The following is a 23940-nucleotide window of genomic DNA, read 5'->3' as shown; positions in this document are numbered from 1 at the left end:
CAGAGGTACAGCCAATAGGGTCAATATTGTGCTGTATGAGAAAGAAGAATATATGGACTCAGTTTAATGCCGATTGTTTTCCATGGTCAAATCACAGTTGTAACGTTATCCATAGCGTTTAAGCAGTTTTACAAATTCTTCCAGTTCTGCTTCATTGATTTCAACATCTTGAGGCAATACATGATGGCGTAAATGTGCTTCGATTAATTCATTCATTAATCCATTTACAGCACCTTTGATGGCCGCAACCTGTTGTAAAACCTCGATACACCCTGCTTCGGGTTGCTGTAAAGCCAGTTCAACCGCATTGACCTGACCTTGTAGACGTTTAACCCGATTTAAAATCTTTTTGTCCTGATGTAAATGACTCAACACTTTCTCCAGAAAATAAATATACTATGGGGGAGTATATTTAAGCATAGAACCTAATGAAAACTTCCCCATCCATCCGAATTCATCATCATCAATTTGATGAAGGTAATCCACTCGCACAAAAACGGATCTTAATTGCCACCATTTTAACGGCAGTCATGATGTTGTTAGAAGTCATTGGCGGATGGATTTTTAATTCGATGGCATTATTGGCAGATGGCTGGCATATGAGTTCACATATGTTGGCATTAGGCTTGGCCTATTTTGCCTATCGTGCGGCACGCCACTATGCCCAAGACGCTCGTTTTAGCTTTGGGACTTGGAAAATTGAAATTTTAGCGGGCTATAGCAGCGCGATATTATTGATGGTCGTTGCTGCATTTATGGCTTTTCATTCGGTGGAACGCTTATTCAACCCGGTCCAAATTCATTATAACGAAGCAATCCCTATTGCGATTTTAGGTCTGGTGGTGAACTTGATCTGTGCTTGGTTATTGCATGATGACCATCACCATCACCATCACCATCACCATCACCATCACCATCATGAGCATAGCCATGAGGAGCAGCATGATCATCATCACGACCTCAATCAGAAAGCAGCCTTCATGCATGTGGTTGCTGATGCGGTGACTTCTGTGTTGGCGATTGTGGCTTTATTTGCCGGAAAATGGATGGGCTGGGGTTTTTTAGATGCGCTATTGGGGATTGTCGGTGCAGTGCTTGTCGGTAAGTGGGCCATTGGGTTGATGAAAGAAACTGGACAAACATTACTGGATGCGGAAATGGATCACCCTGTCGTTGAAGAGATCCGAGAGGTTTTAATGCAATTGCCTGTCGACGTCGATGTGACCGATTTACATGTGTGGAAAGTGGGTAAAGGTCAGTTTTCATGTATTGTGGCTTTAGAAACCAGTCAGCCATTGAGCGCAGATGAAGTGCGTCAAGCGCTGTCGATTCATGAAGAAATTGTACATGTGTCTGTTGAAATTAATTCACCTGATGCAGCTTAATATGTTCCACGTGAAACGGCATGTAGCTATTGCGTAATGAACTGAAAAAAGCCCAAGACTTTCACGTGTTAAGGCTTAGAATGCTGAATCAATTAAATGTTGAAGTTCGGTCTATGTTGAAAAAAATATGTGCGTTGGCGTTGAGTACCACCCTTTCGACTTTTGCTTTGGCAGATGCGGCACACGTTCAAAAGCTCTTGGCAGAAAAGCACCCCAGTTTAAAAATTGAGAATATTCAAAGTACCGAAATGCCGGGCATATATAGCGGCTTTGTTGAAGATCAAGTTTTGTATTTGAGTGAAAATGCGGATTATGTGATTGCAGGATCTATGATCCGTTTAAAAGATCAAAAAAATCTGACCAAACAATTGATCCTCAGTCAGCAAAAAACTGAGTGGAATAAACTCCCATTACAAGATGCGATTAAAACAGTCAGGGGGAATGGAAAGGGCCAAATCGCGATCTTTTCTGACCCAAATTGCCCATATTGTAAGAAGCTTGAAGTAGAACTGGCAAAACTCAATGATGTGACCATTTATACTTTTGTCACAGCGATAAAACCACAGTCGTTGGCGCCATCGAAGCAGATTTTTTGTGAGTCAAATCCTACTATGGCCTGGGATAATTTAATCAATAAGGGAGTTCAACCGAAGTCAGCGAAAAGCTGTGCAAACCCGATTGAGCGAAATTTAAAATTAGCTAAAAGCTTAAAACTAAGTGGTACACCGGGAATCGTCTTTGCCAACGGTTCGATCTTAACCGGTGCTTACCCTGCTGCTGAATTAGAATCGATGTTAAAAGAGATCAAATAATTTCAAGCTGTACGGTGAATAAAGTATAAGTAAAAAAATACCCGTCTATAGGCGGGTATTTTAATGGCGTTATAAAAAACTAGACGCGGGTTTTTTTCGTAACAAGATTATAAATAAACAACACGATAATCGCACCAATAACAGATGCGATAAATCCAGCGGCAGAATTTTCTCCATATAGACCTAATAAACGTCCGCCATAGGTCGCAAGTAAGGAACCTGCTATCCCGAGCAGGGTGGTCATAATGAAACCTGCTTTGTCATCTCCAGGATGGATCGCACGTGCAATTAAACCAGCAATAAAACCAACAAAAATCGCAACAATGAGTGACCACATAGTAACTCTCCTTTTGTTATCATGTATTTGTTTTTTACGACATGTTCAATCTTTATCTTTAATCAAAACTGCGCAGAGCTATAGCCTAAACATGCAAAAAACTGTTGTTTTTTTGTTCAAAACAAACCAAAAAATAAAAAAAAGTGGCCTTCGGCCACTCTTAAGTATCTGATCTGGCTTAGAGACCAATTTCGCCAATAAATGGAATATGACGATATTTTTGATCATAGTCCAGACCATAACCCACGATAAATTTATCTTCGACTTCAAAACCTAAAAATTTTACATCGAGGTCAATTTCACGACGTGAAGGCTTGCTGACCAAAGTACAAAGCTCGATTGAGTTTGGATTACGCGTCTGTAAAATTTCTAAGACTTTGCTTAAGGTATTGCCTGAGTCAATAATATCTTCAACCACCAAGACATCTTTATCCTTAATGTCTCCGTCTAAATCTTTTAAGATTTTTACATCACGAGTAGATACGGTCCCACCGCCATAACTTGAAACGGTCATGAAGTCGAGTTCATGCGGTTTTGAAATTGCGCGGCAAAGGTCAGCCATAAAAATAACAGAACCGCGTAAAAGACCGATTAACACCAACTCTTTGTCGCTGTTAGCATAGTGTGCATCAATTTTTGCGCCAAGCTCTTTCACTTTAGCTTGAATTTCTTCAGTGGAAATCAGTACGCTCATTTGAACAGACATGGGTAGATACCTAAAAAAGCAAATCAAAAAATAAAAAAGGTGTTGACTTGCAACACCTCTAAAGATGAACCAATTTTAATACATCTGGCTCGCAGATGCATCTTTTTTGCCGTTGAAAATGTAATCAGTTTTTCTTGGAAGTGCTGTCACGCTTGAGTAAGCACAAACAAGCGACGGCAATCAGTCCAATTTTCAACACTGTTTTTCGTCTCGGTCGAGCCGTTTTATGCTTTGACATAAACACATTGTCCATACACATAGGTGGCATGGATATTACGATCATCACCCATCAGCATGAGGGCAAATAAAGCATCTTCCAGATTTTTGGCACGTTGTTGACGTAAGGCTTGTAAAGCCGTGGCATTTAAATCGAGCACCACAAAATCTGCTTCTTTGCCTAAATCAAAGTTTCCAAGTTTGTCCTCTAGATCTAAGGCTTTTGCCCCCCCTAAAGTGGCATGGTACAGCGCTTCAAATGCGGACAGTTTATCGCCTTGAAGTTGTTGAACTTTGTAGGCTTCATTGATGGTTTGCAGTTGGTTAAATGAGGTGCCTGCGCCAATGTCTGTGCCTAAGCCGACTTTCACCTGTTTTTCCCATGTTTTCTTTAATGGAAATAAACCACTGCCTAAGAACAAGTTCGAGGTTGGACAAAACGCGATTGCTGAGTTGGTCTGATGCATACACTCCCACTCGGCATCTTCCAAATGCACGCAGTGCGCAAACACGGAACGTGATCCGGTCAGACCATAATGATGATAAACGTCTAAATAGCCGTTTTGCTCAGGGAATAATGATTTGACCCACGCTATTTCATTTTTATTTTCACTCAAATGCGTATGCACATAAACATCAGGATACTCGCCTTTTAGCTCCCCTGCCCGTGCCAATTGTTCAGGCGTTGAGGTTGGGGCAAAGCGAGGCGTGATGGCATACAGGTTACGGCCCTTGCCATGCCACTTTTCGATGAGTGCTTTGGAGTCGTTGTAGCCACTCTCAGCTGTGTCACATAATGCTTCAGGGGCATGTCGATCCATCATGACCTTACCGGCAATTAAGCGCATCTGATGCTGTTCTGCAGCTTTAAATAAAGCATCGACCGATTGTGGATGAACGGTACAAAAAACAAGAGCTGTTGTGGTTCCGTTTTTGAGTAACTCGTTTACAAAGAACTGTGCAATTTGCTCTGCATAAGCCGGATCTTCAAATTGGATTTCGGTTGGGAAGGTATAAGTATCAAGCCATTCCAGCAGTTGTTCACCATAAGCCCCCATCATTTCCGTTTGTGGATAATGAATGTGGGTATCGATGAAACCCGGAACAATCAATTGATCTGGATAATGCTGTACGTCAACCTGATCTGGGAGATGGTGTTGGCCCTCAGACCATGGACCGAACCATTGAATTTTTCCGGCTTGCGTAATCAGCAAACCATCTTCGAAATAGCGCACTTGGTCGTGAATTTCACGTGCTTGGGCAACTGTATTCTGAATATCTAGAAAGCGACCACGGATCGCTGTAGATGCGATAACAGAAGACATGACATACCTGCAGTTTAGAATTTTTTCGGTTGATTGTAGCCCAATTTGGTTCAAAATACCGTTAGAGTAATTGTGAAAATGTGTTCTAAAAAATAGAACAGCTGTTTATGAGTGATTCTGTTTTTTTGTTCATTGTATTTGATTTGAATAATACAAAAGCATTGAGCTGTATACATTGCATCGATGAATGAATAAAGACCATGAGTCGCAACGCTTGCTATATTGATCTCAAGAGCGCCCTTTAAAAAACGATAATGAATCCTTTAGTGAACATGAGCTATTCAGACCAATTAAAGCATAACCTGCTTCAGCATCAAGGCATCATGCAGATTTTACATGCCCTGTATGCCATAGATACACAGGCTTATTTGGCTGCAGGCGTGGTTCGTAATTTGATTTGGTCACAGCGACATCAACAACACTATGCACTGGAAGGCACAGAAGTGGATGTGATTTATTATGCGGAACATGATGATGGAACACAGGGTCAAAGAATTCAACAGCAGATGCAGTTGGATTTTCCTCACATTCATTGGGATGTCACCAACCAAGCGACAGTACACCAGTGGTATCGCTTGGAAAATGGTGAGCCGATACAGGCGCTCAAGTCGATTGAGCATGCCCTATCGTTGTGGCCAGAAACTGCTACTGCCATCGCTGTTAAATTGGATGATCAACAGCAAATACAGCTGATTGCTCCTTTGGGCTTAGATGATTTATTTGAGTTAAATGTCCGCTGGAACCCACGCTTAGTCAGTCAGGCGACTTTTTTGCAGCGTGTGCAGCAAAAACAATTTTTACAGCGCTGGCCGAAACTCAAACTCTTGATGACGCCTGAAGCTTAGTCCAAGTTTTCGTTGCAGAATAAAAAAGCCTTCTCGAAAGAAGGCTTTTAATCATCTAAGTGTTTTAAAGCGTGGTTTCATGGTACTTCTTGCTGTGTCGGATCGATAACCACGCAGTGATGGTTAAGGTCACCACAATAAAGCCGAGTGAAATCCAAATTGGCATGTGGAACACATCGAGCAACAGCATCTTAGCGCCAATAAACACCAGGATAATGCCCAGACCATACGGCAAGTAATGCATTTTCGATGCAGCACCAGACAAGAGGAAGAACATGGCACGTAGACCCAAAATCGCCATCAAGTTTGCCGTCAGTACGATGAATGGGTCAGAGGTAACCGCAAAGATTGCTGGGATTGAGTCAACCGCAAAAATCACGTCCGATGCTTCAACCAAGATCAACACTAAAAAGAGCGGCGTTGCCCACAAGACACCATTTTGACGAACGAAGAATTTATCTTCATGCATTTGAGGGGTAATACGCATGTGTTTACGTAGCCACTTCAAAATCGCCATATCTTTGATATCTTTGTCGTCTTCGTCTGAACCCTTAAGGAATTTAAAGCCGGTATACACCAAGAACGCACCGAAGAAGTACAGCACCCAAGAGAATTCTTGAACGAACCATGCCCCAATAAAAATAAAGATGGTGCGCAGTACAATTGCGCCGAGGACACCGTAGAGCAACAGTTTACGCTGCAAAGCAGGTGGAATGGCAAAGGCAGCAAAGATCATGAGCCAGACAAAAACGTTATCAATTGCGAGTGATTTTTCGAGCAGATAACCAGCGAAATATTCCATGACTTTGGTGTTTGCAACAGCAACACCAGCGGTTTGCTGTAAGTAGAGCCACAGTGCACCACCGAATAAGGTAGCCACAGAGACCCATGCAATACTCCAATAGGCAGCGGTTTTGACTTTGATTTCTTGGCCTTTGTTATTTTTAAAGCCTAAAAAGTCGATGAGTAGCATGATGGTGACTAAACCGAAAAATGCCAGATATAGCCATAATGAGCCAATCGTTTCCATGTGTATTCTCCACATCTAACAACCAGCCATAAAAAAACCTCGACCAGTTGCCAGACGAAATAAAACGCCTGAGACAACATGATCAAGGTCTTGCCTACATCGTACTGTAATGATTTTCAGCAGCGATGCTCAGATACCGACTTTTTGCAAAGTGTAATGACGATATTCTGACACGTAAAACAAGGTTTACGTTTGGAGGAGGCTACTCCCCTTGTTCAAATTTTGTTTTGGACACTGTCCAAATATGCGGCAAAGCATGACAGTTTTTAGTTCAAAGTGCAATCAGCAATTTTCGAATTCATTTAATGTGCCATGGGAGGGTTAAAATCACCACGTTGTACCAACGCTAAGCTAAAAGTGTGCCGATCACCGCGATGATTCCTCCGATCACGCCAATATAACTCAAACCGAAATGTACGCTGACCATGCCGCCCAAGAGTGCGCCACCGCCAATCCCGACATTATAAAGTCCTGAATAGATAGCCATGGCGACATCGGTGGCATCGGATGCGAGAAGCAGCGTTTTTGACTGTAATGCGAGACTAAATCCAATGATACTCATGCCCCACAATAAGCACACTGCACTTACACCTGCAAAACTCAAAGAAACAGGAAGCAACAGCAGCATGGATAAAGCCAGTGTGGCTGTACTCAAAGGAATCGCAACTTTGGGATATTTCCCACCAAATTTTCCAAAGAGATAAGAACCTAGAAAGCCTGCTGCACCAAAGATTAATAACAACGTGGTGGTTTGCATGGAGCTGAATGCAGCAATGTTGAGCGAGAACGGTTCGATATAGCTATATGCGGTAAATTGCGCGCTAATTACGATAATGGTTAATGCAAAGACCATCATTAAGCTTGGACGGCGAATAAACTGTTTTAGGCTGCTCAGCGAACCTGAGTTCAAACTCGGCAGTATTGGCAGCGTTTTGGCTAAAATCAGGCAAACGATACTGGCGCCAATGCCAATCAGAGCAAAGGTATTTCGCCAACCATAGGCTTCTCCGACCATACGCCCAAACGGAATACCGAGAACCATCGCCAAAGCTGTGCCTGTGGCCAAAAGCCCCAAGGCTTGAAATTCTTTGCCTTTCGGTGCAACACGAACTGCCAGCGACGCAGTAATTGACCAAAAAAGTGCATGCGAGAAAGCAATGCCAATTCGACTGAGCAATAAAGTATTAAAGCTCCATGCGAAATACGACAGAACATGGCTGATAATAAACACCATAAATAAGCAAATCAGGAGTGATCGACGTTCAATATTTTTGGTCAGTAACATGATCGGTAAGGAAATCGGTGCAACCACCCATGCATAGAGCGTAATCATGATGCCGACATCGGTTGCGGCTAGGCTAAAGGTTTTGCCAATATCGCTGAGTAAAGCGACTGGTACAAATTCAGTGGTATTAAAAATAAATGCTGCGAAAGCCAAAGCAATCACAGCAGTCCATGAGCCAGAAGAAGCCGTTTCGGAGGGAGAGCCAGACATGAGTGTCTTCAAATAAATAAAGTGGCTTATTTTACTATGCTCTATACACAAGCAGGAACCGATTTAAGCCCTGTGCATGCGGTTTAAATTAATACAAAAACAACAGAGTTGACCTGCATTACATGCCAATTTATAAAAAAATGGAGGAAATTTAAAATGTTTGTACAACAAGATGATGATCAAAAAAAAGGGGCTTTTTTTGTTGAGCAAGATGGGGAGCGTTTGGCAGAGATGACTTACTCATGGGCAGGCGATGATAAATTTATTATTGATCATACCGATGTCAGTGACAGCTTGCGAGGACAAGGTGTTGGACGACATCTCCTCGATGCAGCAGTGAATTTTGCTCGGGAAAAGAACGTGAAAATTATTCCACTCTGCCCTTTTGCAAAATCTGTATTTGATAAAGATGAATCGATTCGTGATGTTCTACGCTAAATTGTATAGCGTGATGTAGATTAATCATTTGGATAAATAAAAATAGCCTGATCGTATTGCAATCAGGCTGTTCTTTTATTTGAAATCTAGCTATGAAATTGAATTAAGATCGTGATTTATACAGCGATACAACCAAGCATGCTGCAGCAATCAGTAATACAAAGATAGCGACAAGATAAAGGTCCATAATAAAAATATCCGGCAAGTGTGATTTAATTGTTTTTTAATTAATGTGAAAGGTGTACGGATTTATTATCACCTACAGTTGAATATAGGTCGTTTAAGTTCTGTACCGATCACTTTCTCGTTTGTTACACGGTGTATTTTTTCATAAAAAGGAAGAAAAAACAGTGACTATGCAACATCAAGATAACGGTCAAAAAGGTGAATTTTTTCAGTTAAATGCTGAGGGTATACGCCTCGCAGAAATGAGTTACTTATGGCGTGATGAACACACTATTGTGGCAAATCACACGTGGGTAGATGATTCCTTACGTGGGCAAGGGGTTGCTCGTGTGTTATTGGATCATTTGGTGGAGTTCGCTCGTGAGAAACACTTAAAAATTATTCCAACCTGTTCTTATGTAGACGTGATGTTTCGTCGAGAAAAAAGTTTTATGGATGTTGCTGCATAAACAAAAGAAGCCCGCTTCGCGGGCTTCTTTCATTTTATCCAGTTGATTTAGGCTTTTAATGCACTGATCAACTTCTGATGTAAACCACCAAAACCGCCATTCGACATAATCACTACAGCATCGCCCTCGCCTGCCTCGCTTACGATGGTTTGAATGATGTCATCCAGTGAACGCGCCACGACAGCTTTATTCGCAGCAGCTTCAATCACAGGCTGTAGATCCCAATCCAAACCTTCAGGTTGATACCAAATCACTTCATCCGCTAAGCGTGCAGAATGTGCAAGGCCATCTTTATGGCTACCCATGCGCATGGTATTAGAACGTGGCTCAATCACCGCCCAAAGTTTACGTTGACCCAGACGCTTACGCGCACCTTCTAACGTGGTATCAATCGCCGTTGGGTGATGTGCAAAGTCGTCATACACTTCAACGCCACGGACTGTGCCCAAAAGCTCCATACGACGTTTTACACCGCCAAAGTTTGAAAGTGCTTCACACGCCGTTTCAATCGAAACACCGACATGTTCAGCCGCAGCAATGGTTGCCAAAGCATTGGCTACACTGTGTTGCCCAGTCATATTCCATTTGACTTCGCCTTTCACGACACCATGCTGTAGCACTTTGAAATGTGAACCGTCAGCAGACAATTGCTCTGCATACAGTTCAGATTGGTCATTGGCATCTAAAGATGTTCGCACCACAGGTGTCCAGCAACCCATTTCCAAGACTTCATCAATATTTGTCTCTGTGATGGGCGCAATGATACGGCCTTCACTTGGAATAGTACGCACTAGATGATGGAATTGCTTTTGAATCGCAGCCAAATCATCGAAGATATCGGCATGGTCAAATTCAAGGTTATTTAAAATCGCTGTTTTAGGATGGTAATGTACAAACTTAGAGCGTTTGTCGAAAAATGCCGAATCATATTCATCGGCTTCTACACAGAAATATTCACCACCGCCTAAACGTGCGCTTTCACTAAAGCCTAAAGGTACTCCGCCAATCAAGAAACCTGGGTTTAAACCCGCTTGATCGAGCACCCATGCCAACATGGTTGTGGTTGTGGTTTTACCATGCGTGCCTGCAACGCCTAAGACATGTTTGCCTTGTAGGACGTGGTCTGCAAGGAACTGTGGGCCAGAAATATAAGGTAGGCCTTCGTTCAGCATGTATTCCACTGCATCAATGCCACGTTTCATGGCATTGCCGACAATCACGAGATCTGGGTGTGGTTGAAGGTGGCTACGGTCATAGCCTTGCATTAAGGTAATGCCTGCATTTTCCAATTGGGTAGACATTGGTGGGTAAACGTTTTGGTCTGAACCCGTCACCTTATGTCCTAAATCACGCGCCAAGAGCGCCAATGAACCCATAAAGGTGCCACAAATACCCAAGATATGCAGATGCATTCGTTCTAACTCCACTGCTTTTATCGACACATCACTTTGTTATTGTGGTGTTGTCATTATAGATTTGGTTGAAAAGGTTAATTTCATTTGAGAGCAACCATAGCAAGGGTCTTAGCGAAAAGATAGATTTTTTTGTATGAGATCGTGCAAAAAGATTGAGCACGTAACTGATCAAATGTACGCAATTTTCTTGAGGATAAAAACACGGAAAATAGGCGCGAAATTGTGATGAAAAACGTACAATAAGCGCAATTTTTTGCGATCTTGATTGCTTATGTCACTTGCCCTATTTTTATTGATTATCTCCAACTGTTTTATGACTTTGGCCTGGTATGGACATCTGAAATTTCTACATGATGCGCCGCTCTGGCAAGCGATTTTATTTGGATGGGCTATAGCATTACTCGAATATAGTTTTATGATCCCAGCAACGCGACTGTTGGCCAAACATGGGTGGTCTTTGGGTCAAATGAAAATCACACAAGAAGTCGTGACGCTATTGGTCTTCGTTCCATTTATGATTTTCCTTTTTAAACAACCCTTTAAGTTGGACTATTTGTGGGCAGGTTTATGCCTTTTTGGATGTGTCTATTTCGTGTTTCGCAGTGCTTAACTGATCCAATGCTGCATGGCTCTGATCATTTAAGTGAGGCGTGTTTGCAGGCATTTTTGAGGACTTTACTAAACTCACGGTCTCGTGGAGTGGGATCTTCATAGTCAAAGGTATAATCACTCTCATTGGTTAGTACAGTCTTTGACCGTCTGCTTCAAAGTCCATGAGTGCAAAACCAAAGCTTTGGTCATCACAATACACACGATATTCTGAAATTGAATACATGTTATCACGGCCATCATCTGCTTTGTAATAGCCTGTCATTTTGAACGACTCACGTTCATCAATGATCGATTTTCCGGTGACTAAAAATTTTTCGTGGATGTAGCCATTACTCTTAATTTGGCCGTTATAGTCTTTTTGTTGCTGTAAAAGGTTAAATTCTTTCACAAATTGGTTCGTATTGAGTTGAACGAGTTGGGCAAAACTTTGAGAGCTTAGGGCTAGAGTGAGCAGGATAAACATCTGTTTCATATTTAAAGTGTTGTTATAAATATTGATTTAATAAAAGTTTTTATAAAATTGAAAAAAATAAAAATATTTTCATCAAAATATTATGGAGTTTTCTCTTTAAAGACAACCGTTAAATTTTATTGAGATGAATTTTCAGTCTATAATACGGGGCTCTTATTAAAGCTTGGCTCTAGTCGAGATTTACTCTCTCTTACTTTAATCTCTGGAAACATTGCAATGAATGCGGCCGCTTCACAAGACACTCCTCTCGTTGGAATTATCATGGGTTCTCAATCGGATTGGGCAACGCTAGAAAACACTGCCAATATGCTCAAACAGCTTGGCGTCCCATTTGAAGCGGAAGTAGTATCTGCACACCGAACTCCAGATCGATTATTCGAATATGCCGAAACCGCACGTGATCGTGGTATTCAAGTGATTATTGCCGGTGCTGGCGGTGCTGCACATTTGCCAGGCATGTGCGCAGCGAAGACTGACCTGCCTGTACTTGGTGTACCGGTAAAATCATCGATTTTAAACGGCGTGGATTCATTGCTGTCTATCGTGCAAATGCCAGCAGGTATTGCAGTTGGTACTTTGGCGATTGGCCCAGCGGGTGCAACCAATGCAGCGATCATGGCGGCACAAATTTTAGGTTTAACGCGTCCTGATATCGCAAAAAATGTTGCAGATTTCCGCGCTGCGCAAACCGATAAAGTGGCGAGTAAAAATATTCCGGGTCAAGCTTAATTAAGGGGCATTTCTCATGGATAAAACCATTGGTATTTTTGGTGGTGGCCAGCTTGGTCGTATGATGGCGCAAGCGGCATTACCTTTAAACATTCAATGCACCTTCTTTGAAGCGAGTACCGACTGCCCTTCTGCAGCCCTAGGTCCAGTGATTTCGACCCAAGCTGAAAATGGCTTGCAAGATTTCATTCAGAGTGCAGATGTTTTCAGCTTAGAGTTTGAAAATACCCCGTTAGCAGATGTTGATGTGTTGACCAAGAACAAAGCACTGCACCCGCCGCGTCAAGCTTTAGCGATTGCACAGCATCGTTTGTCTGAAAAAGCCTTGTTTGATGAATTAGCTATTCCAGTTGCACCCTATAAGGCTGTGACGTCTTTAGAGAGTTTGGAAGCCGCTGTTGCTGAGCTGGGTTTACCCATCGTACTGAAAACATCGCGTGGCGGTTATGATGGTAAAGGCCAATTCGTGCTACGTAGCGCTGAGCAAATGGATCAAGCATGGGCTGAACTGGGCCCTGCTGGTGAATTGATTGCGGAAAGCTTTGTAACCTTCTCACGTGAAGTCTCAATTATTGCGGTGCGTGGTCAAGACGGTGATGTGAAAACATGGCCATTGGCGGAAAACCACCACCACAACGGCATTTTGTCGCATTCGATTGTGCCTGCGCCAAACAGCGCAGACTTACAACCAGTTGCGCAAGACTACATTACTCGCCTGCTCAATCATTTGAATTATGTCGGTGTTTTGACGCTAGAGCTGTTTGTGACAGATAAAGGCTTATATGCCAATGAGATGGCGCCACGTGTGCATAACTCTGGGCATTGGTCGATTGAAGGCGCAGTGTGTTCACAGTTTGAAAACCACATTCGTGCTGTAGCAGGTCTACCTTTGGGTTCGACTGAAGTTGTTCGTCCAACGGTCATGGTAAACATCATTGGTCAACATCCGAAATCTGAAGATGTATTGGCACTGAATGGCGCGCATTTGCATCTGTATAACAAAACAGAGCGTGAAGGTCGCAAAATTGGTCACATCACTTTAATGCCGAACGATACCGCTGAATTAACAGCTTTATGTCGTGCTTTGGCGAAAATTTTGCCGAATCCATTGGCACTTAGCGAAGATATGACCATTTAAACCTGAGTTTGAATGATAAAAAAGCGGTCATGCACATGGCCGCTTTTTTTATCGCTGTAGTTCGGGCATCATTGCGCCTCTTTGCAAAATCACACCGCTTATCGGTGAAACGACAAGAAACTATTGATCATAAAGTGTTCGTTCGTTTATAAATATTCTGCGCTAATCTTCGTATGGTTTTTTCTGTATCAATGGCCTGCGATGTGTGTGAATCAAAATCAAAAATAACCAATGTGTTTTGAATTCAAATTGTGTTTTTAAATTTAAACCATGAATTTGAATTCAAAAAATCCGATACCGAAAACAATGAATTCAAAGTTTATGAATTTAAATTTGAAAAAATGAATTCATTTCGTTGTGTTTAAATTTAAAAAATTTGAATTTAAAAGTTGATCAGACTTATTGGATCTATAAAGAGAGTCTTTTAAGAACTATAATGTTTTGATTATCAACAATAAAAAAATGAATTGTCACGCCATTTTGAATTTGTGGATAACTTTTTCTACATGCAGTTTATTTTTAAATTTAAAAGTTTTGAATTTAAATTTAAACCGCTGTTTGGTTTGTAATGAATTTAAAACTGGGTTGTGGATAACTGCTTTTGAATTCAAATTTAAAAAATGAATTTAAATAAGTAGAAATTATGAATTTAAATTTACGTTTTGAACCTTTAACTTTTGCTTTGAGCTGCTATTGTTAAAGCAACAATTTAAATTCAAAAAAAGATCAAGGGTATGAAGCATCACTTAGGATTTGTTTTCGGGACTGCTTTTTTGGCAATAACTCAGGCAAATGCCGAGTTGATTATTAATGGTCAGTCTGTCAATGCGTCGAGCATGCCTGCAACAAGCAGCATTTCACCACAAAATAACTTTCAAGGCTGTTTAGCCAATTTGCGCTCGCAAGCAATGAATGCTGGTGTGAATGCGTCAACTTATGATCGCTATACACAAAATTTAACACCTGATTATTCTGTGATTGAAAAGCTCAACTATCAGCCTGAGTTTTCAACACCGATTTGGGACTATTTGTCAGGACTGGTGGATGAAGAGCGTGTACAACTGGGTCGGCAGAAATTGGCGCAGCATCGTGATGTATTAAACCGTGTCGCAGCGGCTTATGGTGTGCCTGCTGAAACCGTGGTCGCGGTTTGGGGGGTGGAGAGTAATTTTGGTGATATTGCGGGTAGCTATCCTTTATTACAGTCATTGGGCACTTTAAGTTGTGAAGGGCGCCGCCAAAGCTATTTCCGTGGCGAGTTTTTTGCAGCCATGCGGATTTTGCAGCGTGGTGATTTAAATGAATCACAATTGAAAGGTTCGTGGGCAGGTGCATTTGGTCATACCCAATTTATGCCGAGTACCTATGAAGAACTGGCCGTGGATTTTGATGGTGATGGCCGCCGTGATTTGGTGTCGAGTACCACGGATGCGTTGGCATCTACAGCCAACTTCCTGAAAAAGCGTGGTTGGCAAACTGGTCAGCCGTGGGGCTTTGAAGTCAAAATTCCGGATGGCATGTCGATCAGTGGAGAAAGTCGCCGTAATAAAAAGTCATTAGACAGCTGGATGAATCGTGGTTTGCAGCGTGCCGATGGTACGCCGTTAATTCAAGGTAACCTTTCTGGATCGAGCCAAGCAGGTTTAATGGCACCGGCTGGGGCAAGTGGGCCTGTGTTCTTGGTGTTTAAAAATTTCGATGCAATCTACAGCTATAATGCGGCAGAGAGTTATGCATTAGCGATTGCGCATTTATCCGATCGCTTGCAAGGCAAGGGTGGCTTTAGTACGACATGGCCAACCGATGATCCTGGGACTTCACGTGCGGAACGACGAGAGATTCAACAATTTTTACTTAACCGTGGCTATGACATTGGTAAAGTGGATGGATTAATTGGAGATAAAACCCGTCAAGCTATTCGACAAGAGCAAAATCGACTGGGTTTAAGTCCAACAGGACGTGCAGGGCAACAGATTTTACGCGCATTTCGCAATGAAAATGCGAAAAATATGATGCGTTAATTCATCAATAATAAAAAGGTCTGCAATTGCAGACCTTTTTTATATGTTTTTGACTCTTAAACCGCAGTGATTGTACCTAAGATACGATAGCCAGCAGCACCAGTCACACTTGGTAAATTTGCACTAAGCTGATTGACAAAGCGCATCGCCAACCAAGCAAAGGCTGTGGCTTCCACCCATGTTGGGCTTAAGCCTAAATCTGCGGTACTTTGTACCGTCCATTCATGTTTACGTAAACGCCAGCGCAGTTGCTCTAATAGGTGCGAATTGTATGCACCACCACCGCATACATAGACTTCACCAGTATCCATATCAGAACGGTAAATGGCTTTTTTAATGGCACGTGTGGTGAGTTTCATTAAGGTTGCTTGAATGTTTTCTGGTGTATCTTCGAGTTCGTCATATTCGAGATCTCCACGCCAATCGAGAATCTGTTCATCTAACCATTCAAGATTGAAATCTTCACGGCCTGTGCTTTTAGGTGGTTCTTTAGAGAAAAACTCATGTGCTTGTAAGCGGTCGAGCAGGCTGCGAATGGGCTGACCATAAGCCGCCCAGTTGCCATTTTCATCATACGGCTGACCAGTATAACGTTCGCACCAAGCATCCATTAAAATGTTGGCAGGGCCTGTATCAAAGCCATAGACATCTTCAGGTTTGCCTGCAGGTAACATGCTGACATTGGCAATTCCGCCCAAGTTTAAAATCACACGGTGAATAGTGTCATGTTGGAAAAGCGCTTGATGAAATGCAGGTACCAACGGTGCCCCTTGACCACCTGCAGCCATATCACGGCGGCGGAAGTCTGAAATCACAGGGATTTTAGTGAGTTCGGTAATAATATTGGGGTCGCCAATTTGCAGGGTAAAACCATGTTCAGGGCGGTGGCGAATGGTTTGTCCATGTGAGCCAATCGCCTTGATTTGACTACGATCTAGCTGATTCTTCTCGATCAACTCATTGATGCCATGACCGATCATTTGAGCTAAAGCAACGTCTGCCTTACCCATACGATCAATTTCGTTGTCATCAGGCAAGGTGAGAGCCATTAGTTCATCACGAAGGTCTGGGTCAAAGGGAAGTGTGAGCGTCGCATGAATCTCTAAAGGATCAAAAGAAGCAGCAACAATATCGACACCATCCATGCTTGTGCCGGTCATTACCCCAATGTAGATCGCTGTCATGATGATTCTTAAGCCTGCAATGTGCTGAAAAAGTGTTAGTATATCGCACAAATTGTATAACTGATCTATTTGGATTTTGTGATGTCAAATTTCCTGCCGGCTGAAGAACAACTTGCCCTCATTCAACGAGGCACACATGAGATTATTTCTGAAGAAGATCTTCTTAAGAAATTAAAGCAGAATCGCCCATTAAAAATTAAAGCGGGTTTTGACCCGACTGCACCTGATTTACATTTAGGTCATACGGTTCTGATTAATAAATTAAAAGTTTTCCAAGATTTAGGTCATGAAGTTTACTTCCTGATTGGTGACTATACAGCCATGATCGGTGACCCAACGGGTAAGAGCGCTACGCGTCCGCCGTTGTCTCGTGAAAAAGTTTTAGAAAATGCTAAAACTTATCAAGAACAAGTATTTAAGATTCTTGACCCTGCGAAAACTAAAGTTGTGTTCAACTCAGAGTGGTTTGGTCAAAAAACTGCTGCTGACTTGATTCAGTTGGCTTCACAGCAAACTGTGGCACGAATGTTGGAACGTGATGACTTCACTAAACGTTATAACAACCATCAACCGATTGCGATTCACGAGTTTTTATATCCATTGGTGCAAGGTTATGATTCAGTTGCGCTAGAAGCGGATGTAGAGTTGGGGGGTACCGACCAAACCTTTAACTTGCTGATGGGTCGTACATTACAAAGCCGTTATGACCAAGAATCTCAAGTGTGCATTACTGTGCCAATTCTTGAAGGTTTAGACGGCGTAAATAAAATGTCTAAATCTTTGGGTAACTATATTGCAGTCTTTGATGCACCGGGTGCGATGTACCAAAAAGTGCTTTCAATGCCAGATGATTTGATCGAACGTTACTTTGACTTGTTGAGCTTTAAATCGATTGAAGAAATTCAACAGTTGCTCAAAGAAGTGGCTGAAGGCCGTAATCCACAAGAAGTGAAGAAAATTCTTGCACTTGAATTGGTTGAACGTTTCCATGGCGCAGAAGCTGCGGCAAATGCGCACAAAGGTGCAGGTAATTTGATTACTGAAGGTGAACTTCCAGAAGGTACACCAGAAGTGACTATTTCTCGTGGCGCATTTGGTGGTGAGATTTTCATTACTTCTATTTTGCGTGAAGCGGGTTTGACTAAAAATGCTGCTCAAGCAAAAGATGCAATTGGTCGTGGTGCAGTGAAAGTGGATTGGGAAGTGGTTGATGCAGGTTATGCTGTGTCAGAAAACAAAACTTTGATCATCCAAGCGAGCAAAAAAGCGATCGCAAAAGTAACTTTTACCGACTAATAAATTCTTGAATTTTTAGTTAAGTTATTGAATTAAAAGCAGGCTTCGGCCTGCTTTTTTTTACCAATTAATATATTAATAATATAAATAAGCAAATTCAAAAAAAACCTTATAAAAACAACACTTAAATTTTGCCAAATGTGTTGCATTTCTTGAATTTTATGTATAAGATTTATTCATCTAGAGAGATATATATACCATCTAGAGGGTACATAACGATAACTCCACTTTTTATAAGTCTCTTCCCCAAGGGACTCTTTTTTTAGTGAGTTAACAAATAACTATAATAACTACACGATGGATCGACTAAAGATTCAATTCTAAGGGAAAGATTTTGGGAGAGATCTTTCCCTTTTTTATTTGTAAAATTGAGCTATTCCTTTCAAAAATCACATTCATTTCTGTATTAAAGATTTTAATCGCGCCAGAAAAAAAGCCCGATTCAATCGAGCTTTAAAATGTCTTTACTCAGATAGATGTTCATGGAGTTTTATTTTAGGGCTTAGAGCCAAATTGAATGAAGCTTAATTTAGGTAAGATCCGCTTAACTAATGTTCCCACTAAAAGTGCGGTAATAATGGTGCCTTCACGGACTCCGATGACTTGATGTAAGACCAGCCAACTGCTGATAACCGCAATACTGACCAAGACAATGTCGCCATAGGTTTTACAGTTGCCAAAATCAAGGCGATAACGAATAGCAATGGCTTGATAGAGACCTTCTGCGGCTAAGAGGACTAGACTGGCTTTGACCACTAAGCTCACACCTAAAGCGGTAATCAGGCAACTTGCCAAGCAAGCCAGGAGTTGAAGTGGGTAACTTTCTATGCTCCAGCCTTGGGTCAGCCACATTAAACCGTCAATAAATGCACCAAACAAAATTCCCACGGGTAATTGCAGCCACTGTATCCACTGAAAGCGTGATTTTAAGATCAGCATTTGCAGCAGAATCATGACGATATGCATTAATACTGTTAATGTGCCGACGGTGAGTGGAAAGATATAGCTAAAGCTGTAGGGCACCGAAGAAATAGGGGATGTCCCTAAATTTGAATGTATAGAGAGTACGACACCAAAAGCTAATAATCCTAATCCGCTTAATAGTAAGAATAAGCGTGGAAAAAACTGTGTTGGCATCCTGCACCTAAAAAATAAAAAGAGTGTACGTGAAATGCAGCCTGCGCTCTATGCGTCTAAAGCCCAAAAATAGTGGCTTTTTATGACTGTGATCGTTAATAGTGATTATTCAAATAAATAGGCTGTATTTTTATCAGCAAAAATGACTAAGCATGTAATTAAAATGATTTTTGCAAAAACAGGCCTTATGGAACAATGGTCAAAAATCAAAAAAGAGCAACAACATGGCGTATTACAATACCGATAATCATGATGAACAGATCGATCGAATCTTGAGATATTTATTTGACTACCAAACCACACAGCATAAGCGAGCATTATTTTGTGAGGCGCAGCAACAATTACATGATTTGGATATCGCAGCACAGTACCAACTATTTGCATTGGTACGAGAACAACTCCCTCGACGTGCAAAGCTGCTATTTTCTGCTGAAGATTTCCGTGGAAAGCAACAAGTCATCTTGGAAGTCATGCAACATTTAGCATATGAACGTTAAAAGAATGCTGGGAAATATAAAAATGCACGCAAAAAAAGTCTATAAAGCTTGAATCGGTGTGATGACAGAAAAAAATGATGTGCTTTGAGGCAGAAAAGTAGACTAATGATTAATAAGCAATCAAAGTCACTTTTATTAGACTTAAAAGCGCTGAAAAAGATTTGCTAGATATAAGAAATTTACTTAATTAAATATCGACTATTTGCTAAAAATTTATAAAAAATGCCTCTGTACACGACAAATTTCATAGGATCCTTGTCCTATCAGGCTTTTTCTTTCTTAAAATTGCTAGCACTTTCTTAAATTCTTCTTTTTTTCCAAAACCAATCAAACGTAGAATAGCCATTTGAACATAGTCCAAACCGTAGCGAAATAAACTTACTGAAAGTCGTCCATGCTTCTTTATTTTTATCGCTTTTTTCCGATCATGTTGCCATTCACCTGTTAAATAGCACCAACAGAAACCGATAGCTAGCACTGCTATCAATTTCTTGACTCGTCTAGGGTCTGTTAAACGAGTATTTTCAAGATTGAATCCACGTCCTTTGAGACAACTAAATAACGTTTCGATTTCCCAGCGCAATGCATAATCACGAATAGCAGAAGCATTAAACATAGGAGAAACAACAAGTAAAAGTTCTCCATCTTCTAATCGTAGCGCACTAATATACAGTTTCACTCGACCAACCCAAATACGTCGTTTACGACATTCAGTTTGACCAACTTGAAGATGACGAAATAAATCACTAATTTTATGATTCTTGGCTAAGTGATTGGTCACAATAAAGTTTTTTTAACACGTATACAGAAGTTAATGTCATTTTCAATTAACCATTTCTCACCGATAAATTCTCTGTCTGCAAACACATTCACAATACGATCTTTACCAAAAATGGAGATAAAGCGTTGAATCAAAGCAATACGCTCTTTTGTATCTGAATTTCCACGTTTATTGAGCAATGTCCAAACAATAGGTATCGCTATTCCACGATAGACGATGGCTAACATCAAGATATTAATATCTCGTTTTCCCCATTTCCAATTAGTTCTATCCAAAGTTAATTGGACTTTATCGAATGAAAATATATTGAAAATTAACTGAGAAATTTGACGATAATCGAAATACTGATCTGCAAAGAAGCGTTGTATACGTCGATAAAATGATTGTGGTAAGCACTTGATGGGTAAGGCTTTAGATGAAGAAGAAAGATTACATGTCTGTTTTTACAATTAATGCAAGCATAATCAGTGTAAAACATTTTGCATGTGACTTGTTCCACTTTAGATATTTGTTTAAGATGAGATGTAACTCATTGAAATGTGTCATCATATTCGTCGTCAGAAAACAAGTACTATGCCATTATTTCAATGAGTTATCTTTTTTTGTCGTGTACAAAGAAAAAATGCTTAAAAAATAGGTAAAAGTGCAATTTTTTTAGCAAAAACGCTTATAAAAAATACATACGTGAAAAATATAGTGAATTGGGGGTTGCAATGATTCTGAAATCCTCTAGAATGCACCCATACCGACGAGATAGACGGAAACGAACGAAACACGAAGCGTTGGGTTGTTAAGTTTATCGAAGTCCAGCTTCTGGCATTGACGAGATGTTAGAAAGATCATTAAGAGATTATGAAGAACAACTTGTGTGGATTTTTACTGGTTGATTGATCGAAATTATTTTCATTGATTGATTGGTTTAAATTACTCGAAGTTTATTTGAGCGAAATTTAAGTCAGAAAATTGATGAGCCAAGTTTAAGAACTTTACTTATAAAGTTCGAAATGATTTTAACTGAAGAGTTTGATCATGGCTCAGATTGAACGCTGGCGGCAGGCTTAACACATGCAAGTCGAGCGGGGATAGGGTGCTTGCACCTGATTCCTAGCGGCGGACGGGTGAGTAATGCTTAGGAATCTGCCTATTAGTGGGGGACAACGTTCCGAAAGGGATGCTAATACCGCATACGTCCTACGGGAGAAAGCAGGGGATCTTCGGACCTTGCGCTAATAGATGAGCCTAAGTCGGATTAGCTAGTTGGTGGGGTAAAGGCCTACCAAGGCGACGATCTGTAGCGGGTCTGAGAGGATGATCCGCCACACTGGGACTGAGACACGGCCCAGACTCCTACGGGAGGCAGCAGTGGGGAATATTGGACAATGGGGGGAACCCTGATCCAGCCATGCCGCGTGTGTGAAGAAGGCCTTTTGGTTGTAAAGCACTTTAAGCGAGGAGGAGGCTTACCTGGTTAATACCCGGGATAAGTGGACGTTACTCGCAGAATAAGCACCGGCTAACTCTGTGCCAGCAGCCGCGGTAATACAGAGGGTGCAAGCGTTAATCGGATTTACTGGGCGTAAAGCGCGCGTAGGTGGCTAATTAAGTCAAATGTGAAATCCCCGAGCTTAACTTGGGAATTGCATTCGATACTGGTTAGCTAGAGTATGGGAGAGGATGGTAGAATTCCAGGTGTAGCGGTGAAATGCGTAGAGATCTGGAGGAATACCGATGGCGAAGGCAGCCATCTGGCCTAATACTGACACTGAGGTGCGAAAGCATGGGGAGCAAACAGGATTAGATACCCTGGTAGTCCATGCCGTAAACGATGTCTACTAGCCGTTGGGGCCCTTGAGGCTTTAGTGGCGCAGCTAACGCGATAAGTAGACCGCCTGGGGAGTACGGTCGCAAGACTAAAACTCAAATGAATTGACGGGGGCCCGCACAAGCGGTGGAGCATGTGGTTTAATTCGATGCAACGCGAAGAACCTTACCTGGCCTTGACATACAGAGAACTTTCCAGAGATGGATTGGTGCCTTCGGGAACTCTGATACAGGTGCTGCATGGCTGTCGTCAGCTCGTGTCGTGAGATGTTGGGTTAAGTCCCGCAACGAGCGCAACCCTTTTCCTTATTTGCCAGCACTTCGGGTGGGAACTTTAAGGATACTGCCAGTGACAAACTGGAGGAAGGCGGGGACGACGTCAAGTCATCATGGCCCTTACGGCCAGGGCTACACACGTGCTACAATGGTCGGTACAAAGGGTTGCTACTGCGCGAGCAGATGCTAATCTCAAAAAGCCGATCGTAGTCCGGATCGCAGTCTGCAACTCGACTGCGTGAAGTCGGAATCGCTAGTAATCGCGGATCAGAATGCCGCGGTGAATACGTTCCCGGGCCTTGTACACACCGCCCGTCACACCATGGGAGTTTGTTGCACCAGAAGTAGGTAGTCTAACCGTAAGGAGGACGCTTACCACGGTGTGGCCGATGACTGGGGTGAAGTCGTAACAAGGTAGCCGTAGGGGAACCTGCGGCTGGATCACCTCCTTAACGAAAGATTGACGATTGGTAAGAATCCACAACAAGTTGTTCTTCATGACGATGTATCTGAGGGTCTGTAGCTCAGTTGGTTAGAGCACACGCTTGATAAGCGTGGGGTCACAAGTTCAAGTCTTGTCAGACCCACCACTACTTGAGTGAGGGTCAGCAAAACATGTTTTGCCCGAACGCAAGGCTAACGAACGAAAGTGAGTGCGCAGGCAGTAATACGATACATTGACTTAATTGATAAGCTGGGGACTTAGCTTAGTTGGTAGAGCGCCTGCTTTGCACGCAGGAGGTCAGGAGTTCGACTCTCCTAGTCTCCACCAAATTTCAAGATAAGAAAAACAACGTTTTTCCTTGAAATTTAAGCAAGAAGCTACGCTTCGCGCAGTATGTGATCATGCAGTGTTGAAGTTGTTTAGTCCTTAAGCGATCAAGTGCTTAGGTTATAGAGCTTAGCAACAAAGTGGCGTATGATTCGCTTCATTGTTATTAAGCTCTGTGATTTATCACAGTTTCCTGACCTGACGAAGGCTGGAAAAATCATTAACAGAATATATTTGAGTTGAAATAATTTGTTCATACTCGTTTGATTTAACCTAACAAGCAATTGTGAAAGTTGAATGAAATGAGTTACTAGCGAAATTAACTGAATCAAGCGTTTTGGTATATGAATCTAATTGAAGCTGTACAGTGATTAAGTTCACGAGACTCTAACTGTGGCAATTAAGTTTGCGACGCGAAATACAACTTGTATGTATTAGCGACTGTTTGGGGTTGTATAGTCAAGTAATTAAGTGCATGTGGTGGATGCCTTGGCAGTCAGAGGCGATGAAAGACGTAATAGCCTGCGATAAGCTCCGGGGAGGCGGCAAATATCCTGTGATCCGG

At 41.9% G+C, this 23940-nt stretch carries 20 protein-coding genes, 2 tRNA genes, 2 rRNA genes and 2 pseudogenes; 15 read left to right on the top strand and 11 right to left on the bottom strand.

Annotation, left to right across the window (positions count from 1 at the left end):
- Positions 1-105: 105 nt before the first annotated feature.
- Positions 106-372, bottom strand: coding sequence for a metal/formaldehyde-sensitive transcriptional repressor (locus FTU77_RS13800; protein WP_180009138.1), 267 nt, complete (start codon positions 370-372; stop codon positions 106-108).
- A gap of 56 nt (positions 373-428) precedes the next feature.
- On the opposite strand from FTU77_RS13800, the gene dmeF reads away from it, so the two are divergent.
- Together dmeF and FTU77_RS13790 are read left to right on the top strand one after the other, a co-directional pair.
- Entirely contained in the window at positions 429-1385 is a 957-nt protein-coding gene (gene dmeF / locus FTU77_RS13795) for a CDF family Co(II)/Ni(II) efflux transporter DmeF (protein ID WP_180056033.1), read from the top strand.
- Positions 1386-1498: 113 nt separating this feature from the next.
- Positions 1499-2197, top strand: coding sequence for a DsbC family protein (locus tag FTU77_RS13790; protein WP_180056044.1), 699 nt, complete (start codon positions 1499-1501; stop codon positions 2195-2197).
- A 79-nt stretch (positions 2198-2276) separates the two neighbouring features.
- On the opposite strand, the gene FTU77_RS13785 is transcribed toward FTU77_RS13790, so the two are convergent.
- From FTU77_RS13785 to guaD, 3 genes are all read right to left on the bottom strand, one after another.
- Positions 2277-2534 (bottom strand): GlsB/YeaQ/YmgE family stress response membrane protein, encoded by a 258-nt coding sequence (locus tag FTU77_RS13785; RefSeq protein WP_180056032.1) that lies wholly within the window; start codon positions 2532-2534, stop codon positions 2277-2279.
- 178 nt (positions 2535-2712) lie between these two features.
- On the bottom strand, positions 2713-3240 hold the full coding sequence (gene hpt / locus FTU77_RS13780; protein WP_078189517.1) for a hypoxanthine phosphoribosyltransferase: 528 nt from the start codon (positions 3238-3240) through the stop codon (positions 2713-2715).
- Positions 3241-3464: 224 nt separating this feature from the next.
- Complete coding sequence (guaD, locus tag FTU77_RS13775) at positions 3465-4781, bottom strand: guanine deaminase (RefSeq protein WP_180056031.1); 1317 nt, start codon at positions 4779-4781, stop codon at positions 3465-3467.
- Positions 4782-5053: 272 nt separating this feature from the next.
- Between guaD and FTU77_RS13770 the strand changes: the two genes are divergently transcribed.
- A complete protein-coding gene (locus FTU77_RS13770) occupies positions 5054-5626 on the top strand; it encodes a nucleotidyltransferase family protein (protein WP_257223640.1) in 573 nt (190 codons plus the stop codon).
- 64 nt (positions 5627-5690) lie between these two features.
- On the opposite strand, the gene FTU77_RS13765 is transcribed toward FTU77_RS13770, so the two are convergent.
- A complete protein-coding gene (locus FTU77_RS13765) occupies positions 5691-6656 on the bottom strand; it encodes a TerC family protein (RefSeq protein WP_180056029.1) in 966 nt (321 codons plus the stop codon).
- 302 nt (positions 6657-6958) lie between these two features.
- Positions 6959-8151: pseudogene (locus tag FTU77_RS13760) on the bottom strand (sugar transporter).
- Between the two features lie 132 nt (positions 8152-8283).
- On the opposite strand from FTU77_RS13760, the gene FTU77_RS13755 reads away from it, so the two are divergent.
- Both FTU77_RS13755 and FTU77_RS13750 read left to right on the top strand, forming a co-directional pair.
- Positions 8284-8589, top strand: coding sequence for a GNAT family N-acetyltransferase (locus tag FTU77_RS13755; RefSeq protein ID WP_347269446.1), 306 nt, complete (start codon positions 8284-8286; stop codon positions 8587-8589).
- Between the two features lie 350 nt (positions 8590-8939).
- Positions 8940-9224, top strand: coding sequence for a GNAT family N-acetyltransferase (locus tag FTU77_RS13750; protein WP_180056027.1), 285 nt, complete (start codon positions 8940-8942; stop codon positions 9222-9224).
- Positions 9225-9271: 47 nt separating this feature from the next.
- On the opposite strand, the gene mpl is transcribed toward FTU77_RS13750, so the two are convergent.
- A complete protein-coding gene (gene mpl, locus FTU77_RS13745; protein ID WP_180056026.1) occupies positions 9272-10636 on the bottom strand; it encodes a UDP-N-acetylmuramate:L-alanyl-gamma-D-glutamyl-meso-diaminopimelate ligase in 1365 nt (454 codons plus the stop codon).
- A 274-nt stretch (positions 10637-10910) separates the two neighbouring features.
- On the opposite strand from mpl, the gene FTU77_RS13740 reads away from it, so the two are divergent.
- Positions 10911-11249 carry a DMT family protein gene (locus FTU77_RS13740; RefSeq protein WP_078189529.1) on the top strand — a complete coding sequence of 113 codons (339 nt, stop codon included), beginning with the start codon at positions 10911-10913 and terminating at the stop codon, positions 11247-11249.
- A gap of 129 nt (positions 11250-11378) precedes the next feature.
- Here FTU77_RS13740 and FTU77_RS13735 read toward each other — a convergent pair whose 3' ends face one another.
- Positions 11379-11723, bottom strand: a complete 345-nt coding sequence (locus FTU77_RS13735; RefSeq protein WP_257222261.1) for a hypothetical protein — start codon at positions 11721-11723, stop codon at positions 11379-11381.
- 216 nt (positions 11724-11939) lie between these two features.
- Between FTU77_RS13735 and purE the strand changes: the two genes are divergently transcribed.
- From purE to FTU77_RS13720, 3 genes are all read left to right on the top strand, one after another.
- Positions 11940-12452 carry a 5-(carboxyamino)imidazole ribonucleotide mutase gene (gene purE, locus FTU77_RS13730; protein WP_180027345.1) on the top strand — a complete coding sequence of 171 codons (513 nt, stop codon included), beginning with the start codon at positions 11940-11942 and terminating at the stop codon, positions 12450-12452.
- A 16-nt stretch (positions 12453-12468) separates the two neighbouring features.
- Positions 12469-13590: a 5-(carboxyamino)imidazole ribonucleotide synthase gene (locus FTU77_RS13725; RefSeq protein WP_168379845.1), complete on the top strand. Its 1122-nt coding sequence runs from the start codon at positions 12469-12471 to the stop codon at positions 13588-13590.
- A 734-nt stretch (positions 13591-14324) separates the two neighbouring features.
- Positions 14325-15611 (top strand): lytic murein transglycosylase, encoded by a 1287-nt coding sequence (locus FTU77_RS13720; protein WP_180056025.1) that lies wholly within the window; start codon positions 14325-14327, stop codon positions 15609-15611.
- A 56-nt stretch (positions 15612-15667) separates the two neighbouring features.
- Here FTU77_RS13720 and FTU77_RS13715 read toward each other — a convergent pair whose 3' ends face one another.
- Positions 15668-16795, bottom strand: coding sequence for an anhydro-N-acetylmuramic acid kinase (locus tag FTU77_RS13715; protein ID WP_078189534.1), 1128 nt, complete (start codon positions 16793-16795; stop codon positions 15668-15670).
- Between the two features lie 63 nt (positions 16796-16858).
- Between FTU77_RS13715 and tyrS the strand changes: the two genes are divergently transcribed.
- A complete protein-coding gene (gene tyrS / locus FTU77_RS13710; RefSeq protein WP_180056043.1) occupies positions 16859-18091 on the top strand; it encodes a tyrosine--tRNA ligase in 1233 nt (410 codons plus the stop codon).
- Between the two features lie 495 nt (positions 18092-18586).
- Here the strand turns inward: tyrS and FTU77_RS13705 are convergent, their stop codons facing one another.
- Positions 18587-19228 carry a YitT family protein gene (locus tag FTU77_RS13705; protein ID WP_180022985.1) on the bottom strand — a complete coding sequence of 214 codons (642 nt, stop codon included), beginning with the start codon at positions 19226-19228 and terminating at the stop codon, positions 18587-18589.
- Positions 19229-19452: 224 nt separating this feature from the next.
- Between FTU77_RS13705 and FTU77_RS13700 the strand changes: the two genes are divergently transcribed.
- The gene (locus FTU77_RS13700; protein ID WP_078194471.1) at positions 19453-19725 is read left to right on the top strand and encodes a hypothetical protein; all 273 of its coding nucleotides are present in this window, start codon (positions 19453-19455) and stop codon (positions 19723-19725) included.
- 244 nt (positions 19726-19969) lie between these two features.
- Here FTU77_RS13700 and FTU77_RS13695 read toward each other — a convergent pair.
- Positions 19970-21052, bottom strand: a pseudogene (locus FTU77_RS13695) (IS4 family transposase).
- A gap of 465 nt (positions 21053-21517) precedes the next feature.
- Between FTU77_RS13695 and FTU77_RS13690 the strand changes: the two are divergent.
- From FTU77_RS13690 to FTU77_RS13675, 4 genes are all read left to right on the top strand, one after another.
- Positions 21518-23055 (top strand): 16S ribosomal RNA (locus tag FTU77_RS13690).
- A gap of 61 nt (positions 23056-23116) precedes the next feature.
- Positions 23117-23193: transfer RNA gene (locus FTU77_RS13685), tRNA-Ile, on the top strand.
- Positions 23194-23299: 106 nt separating this feature from the next.
- Positions 23300-23375 (top strand) — tRNA-Ala (locus FTU77_RS13680).
- Between the two features lie 457 nt (positions 23376-23832).
- A 23S ribosomal RNA gene (locus tag FTU77_RS13675) occupies positions 23833-23940 on the top strand; the annotation flags it as partial.

This window comes from Acinetobacter sp. YH12142 (genome assembly GCF_013418435.1).
Taxonomy (GTDB): Bacteria; Pseudomonadota; Gammaproteobacteria; order Pseudomonadales; family Moraxellaceae; genus Acinetobacter; species Acinetobacter amyesii.
This window is presented reverse-complemented; position numbering and strand designations above follow the sequence as displayed.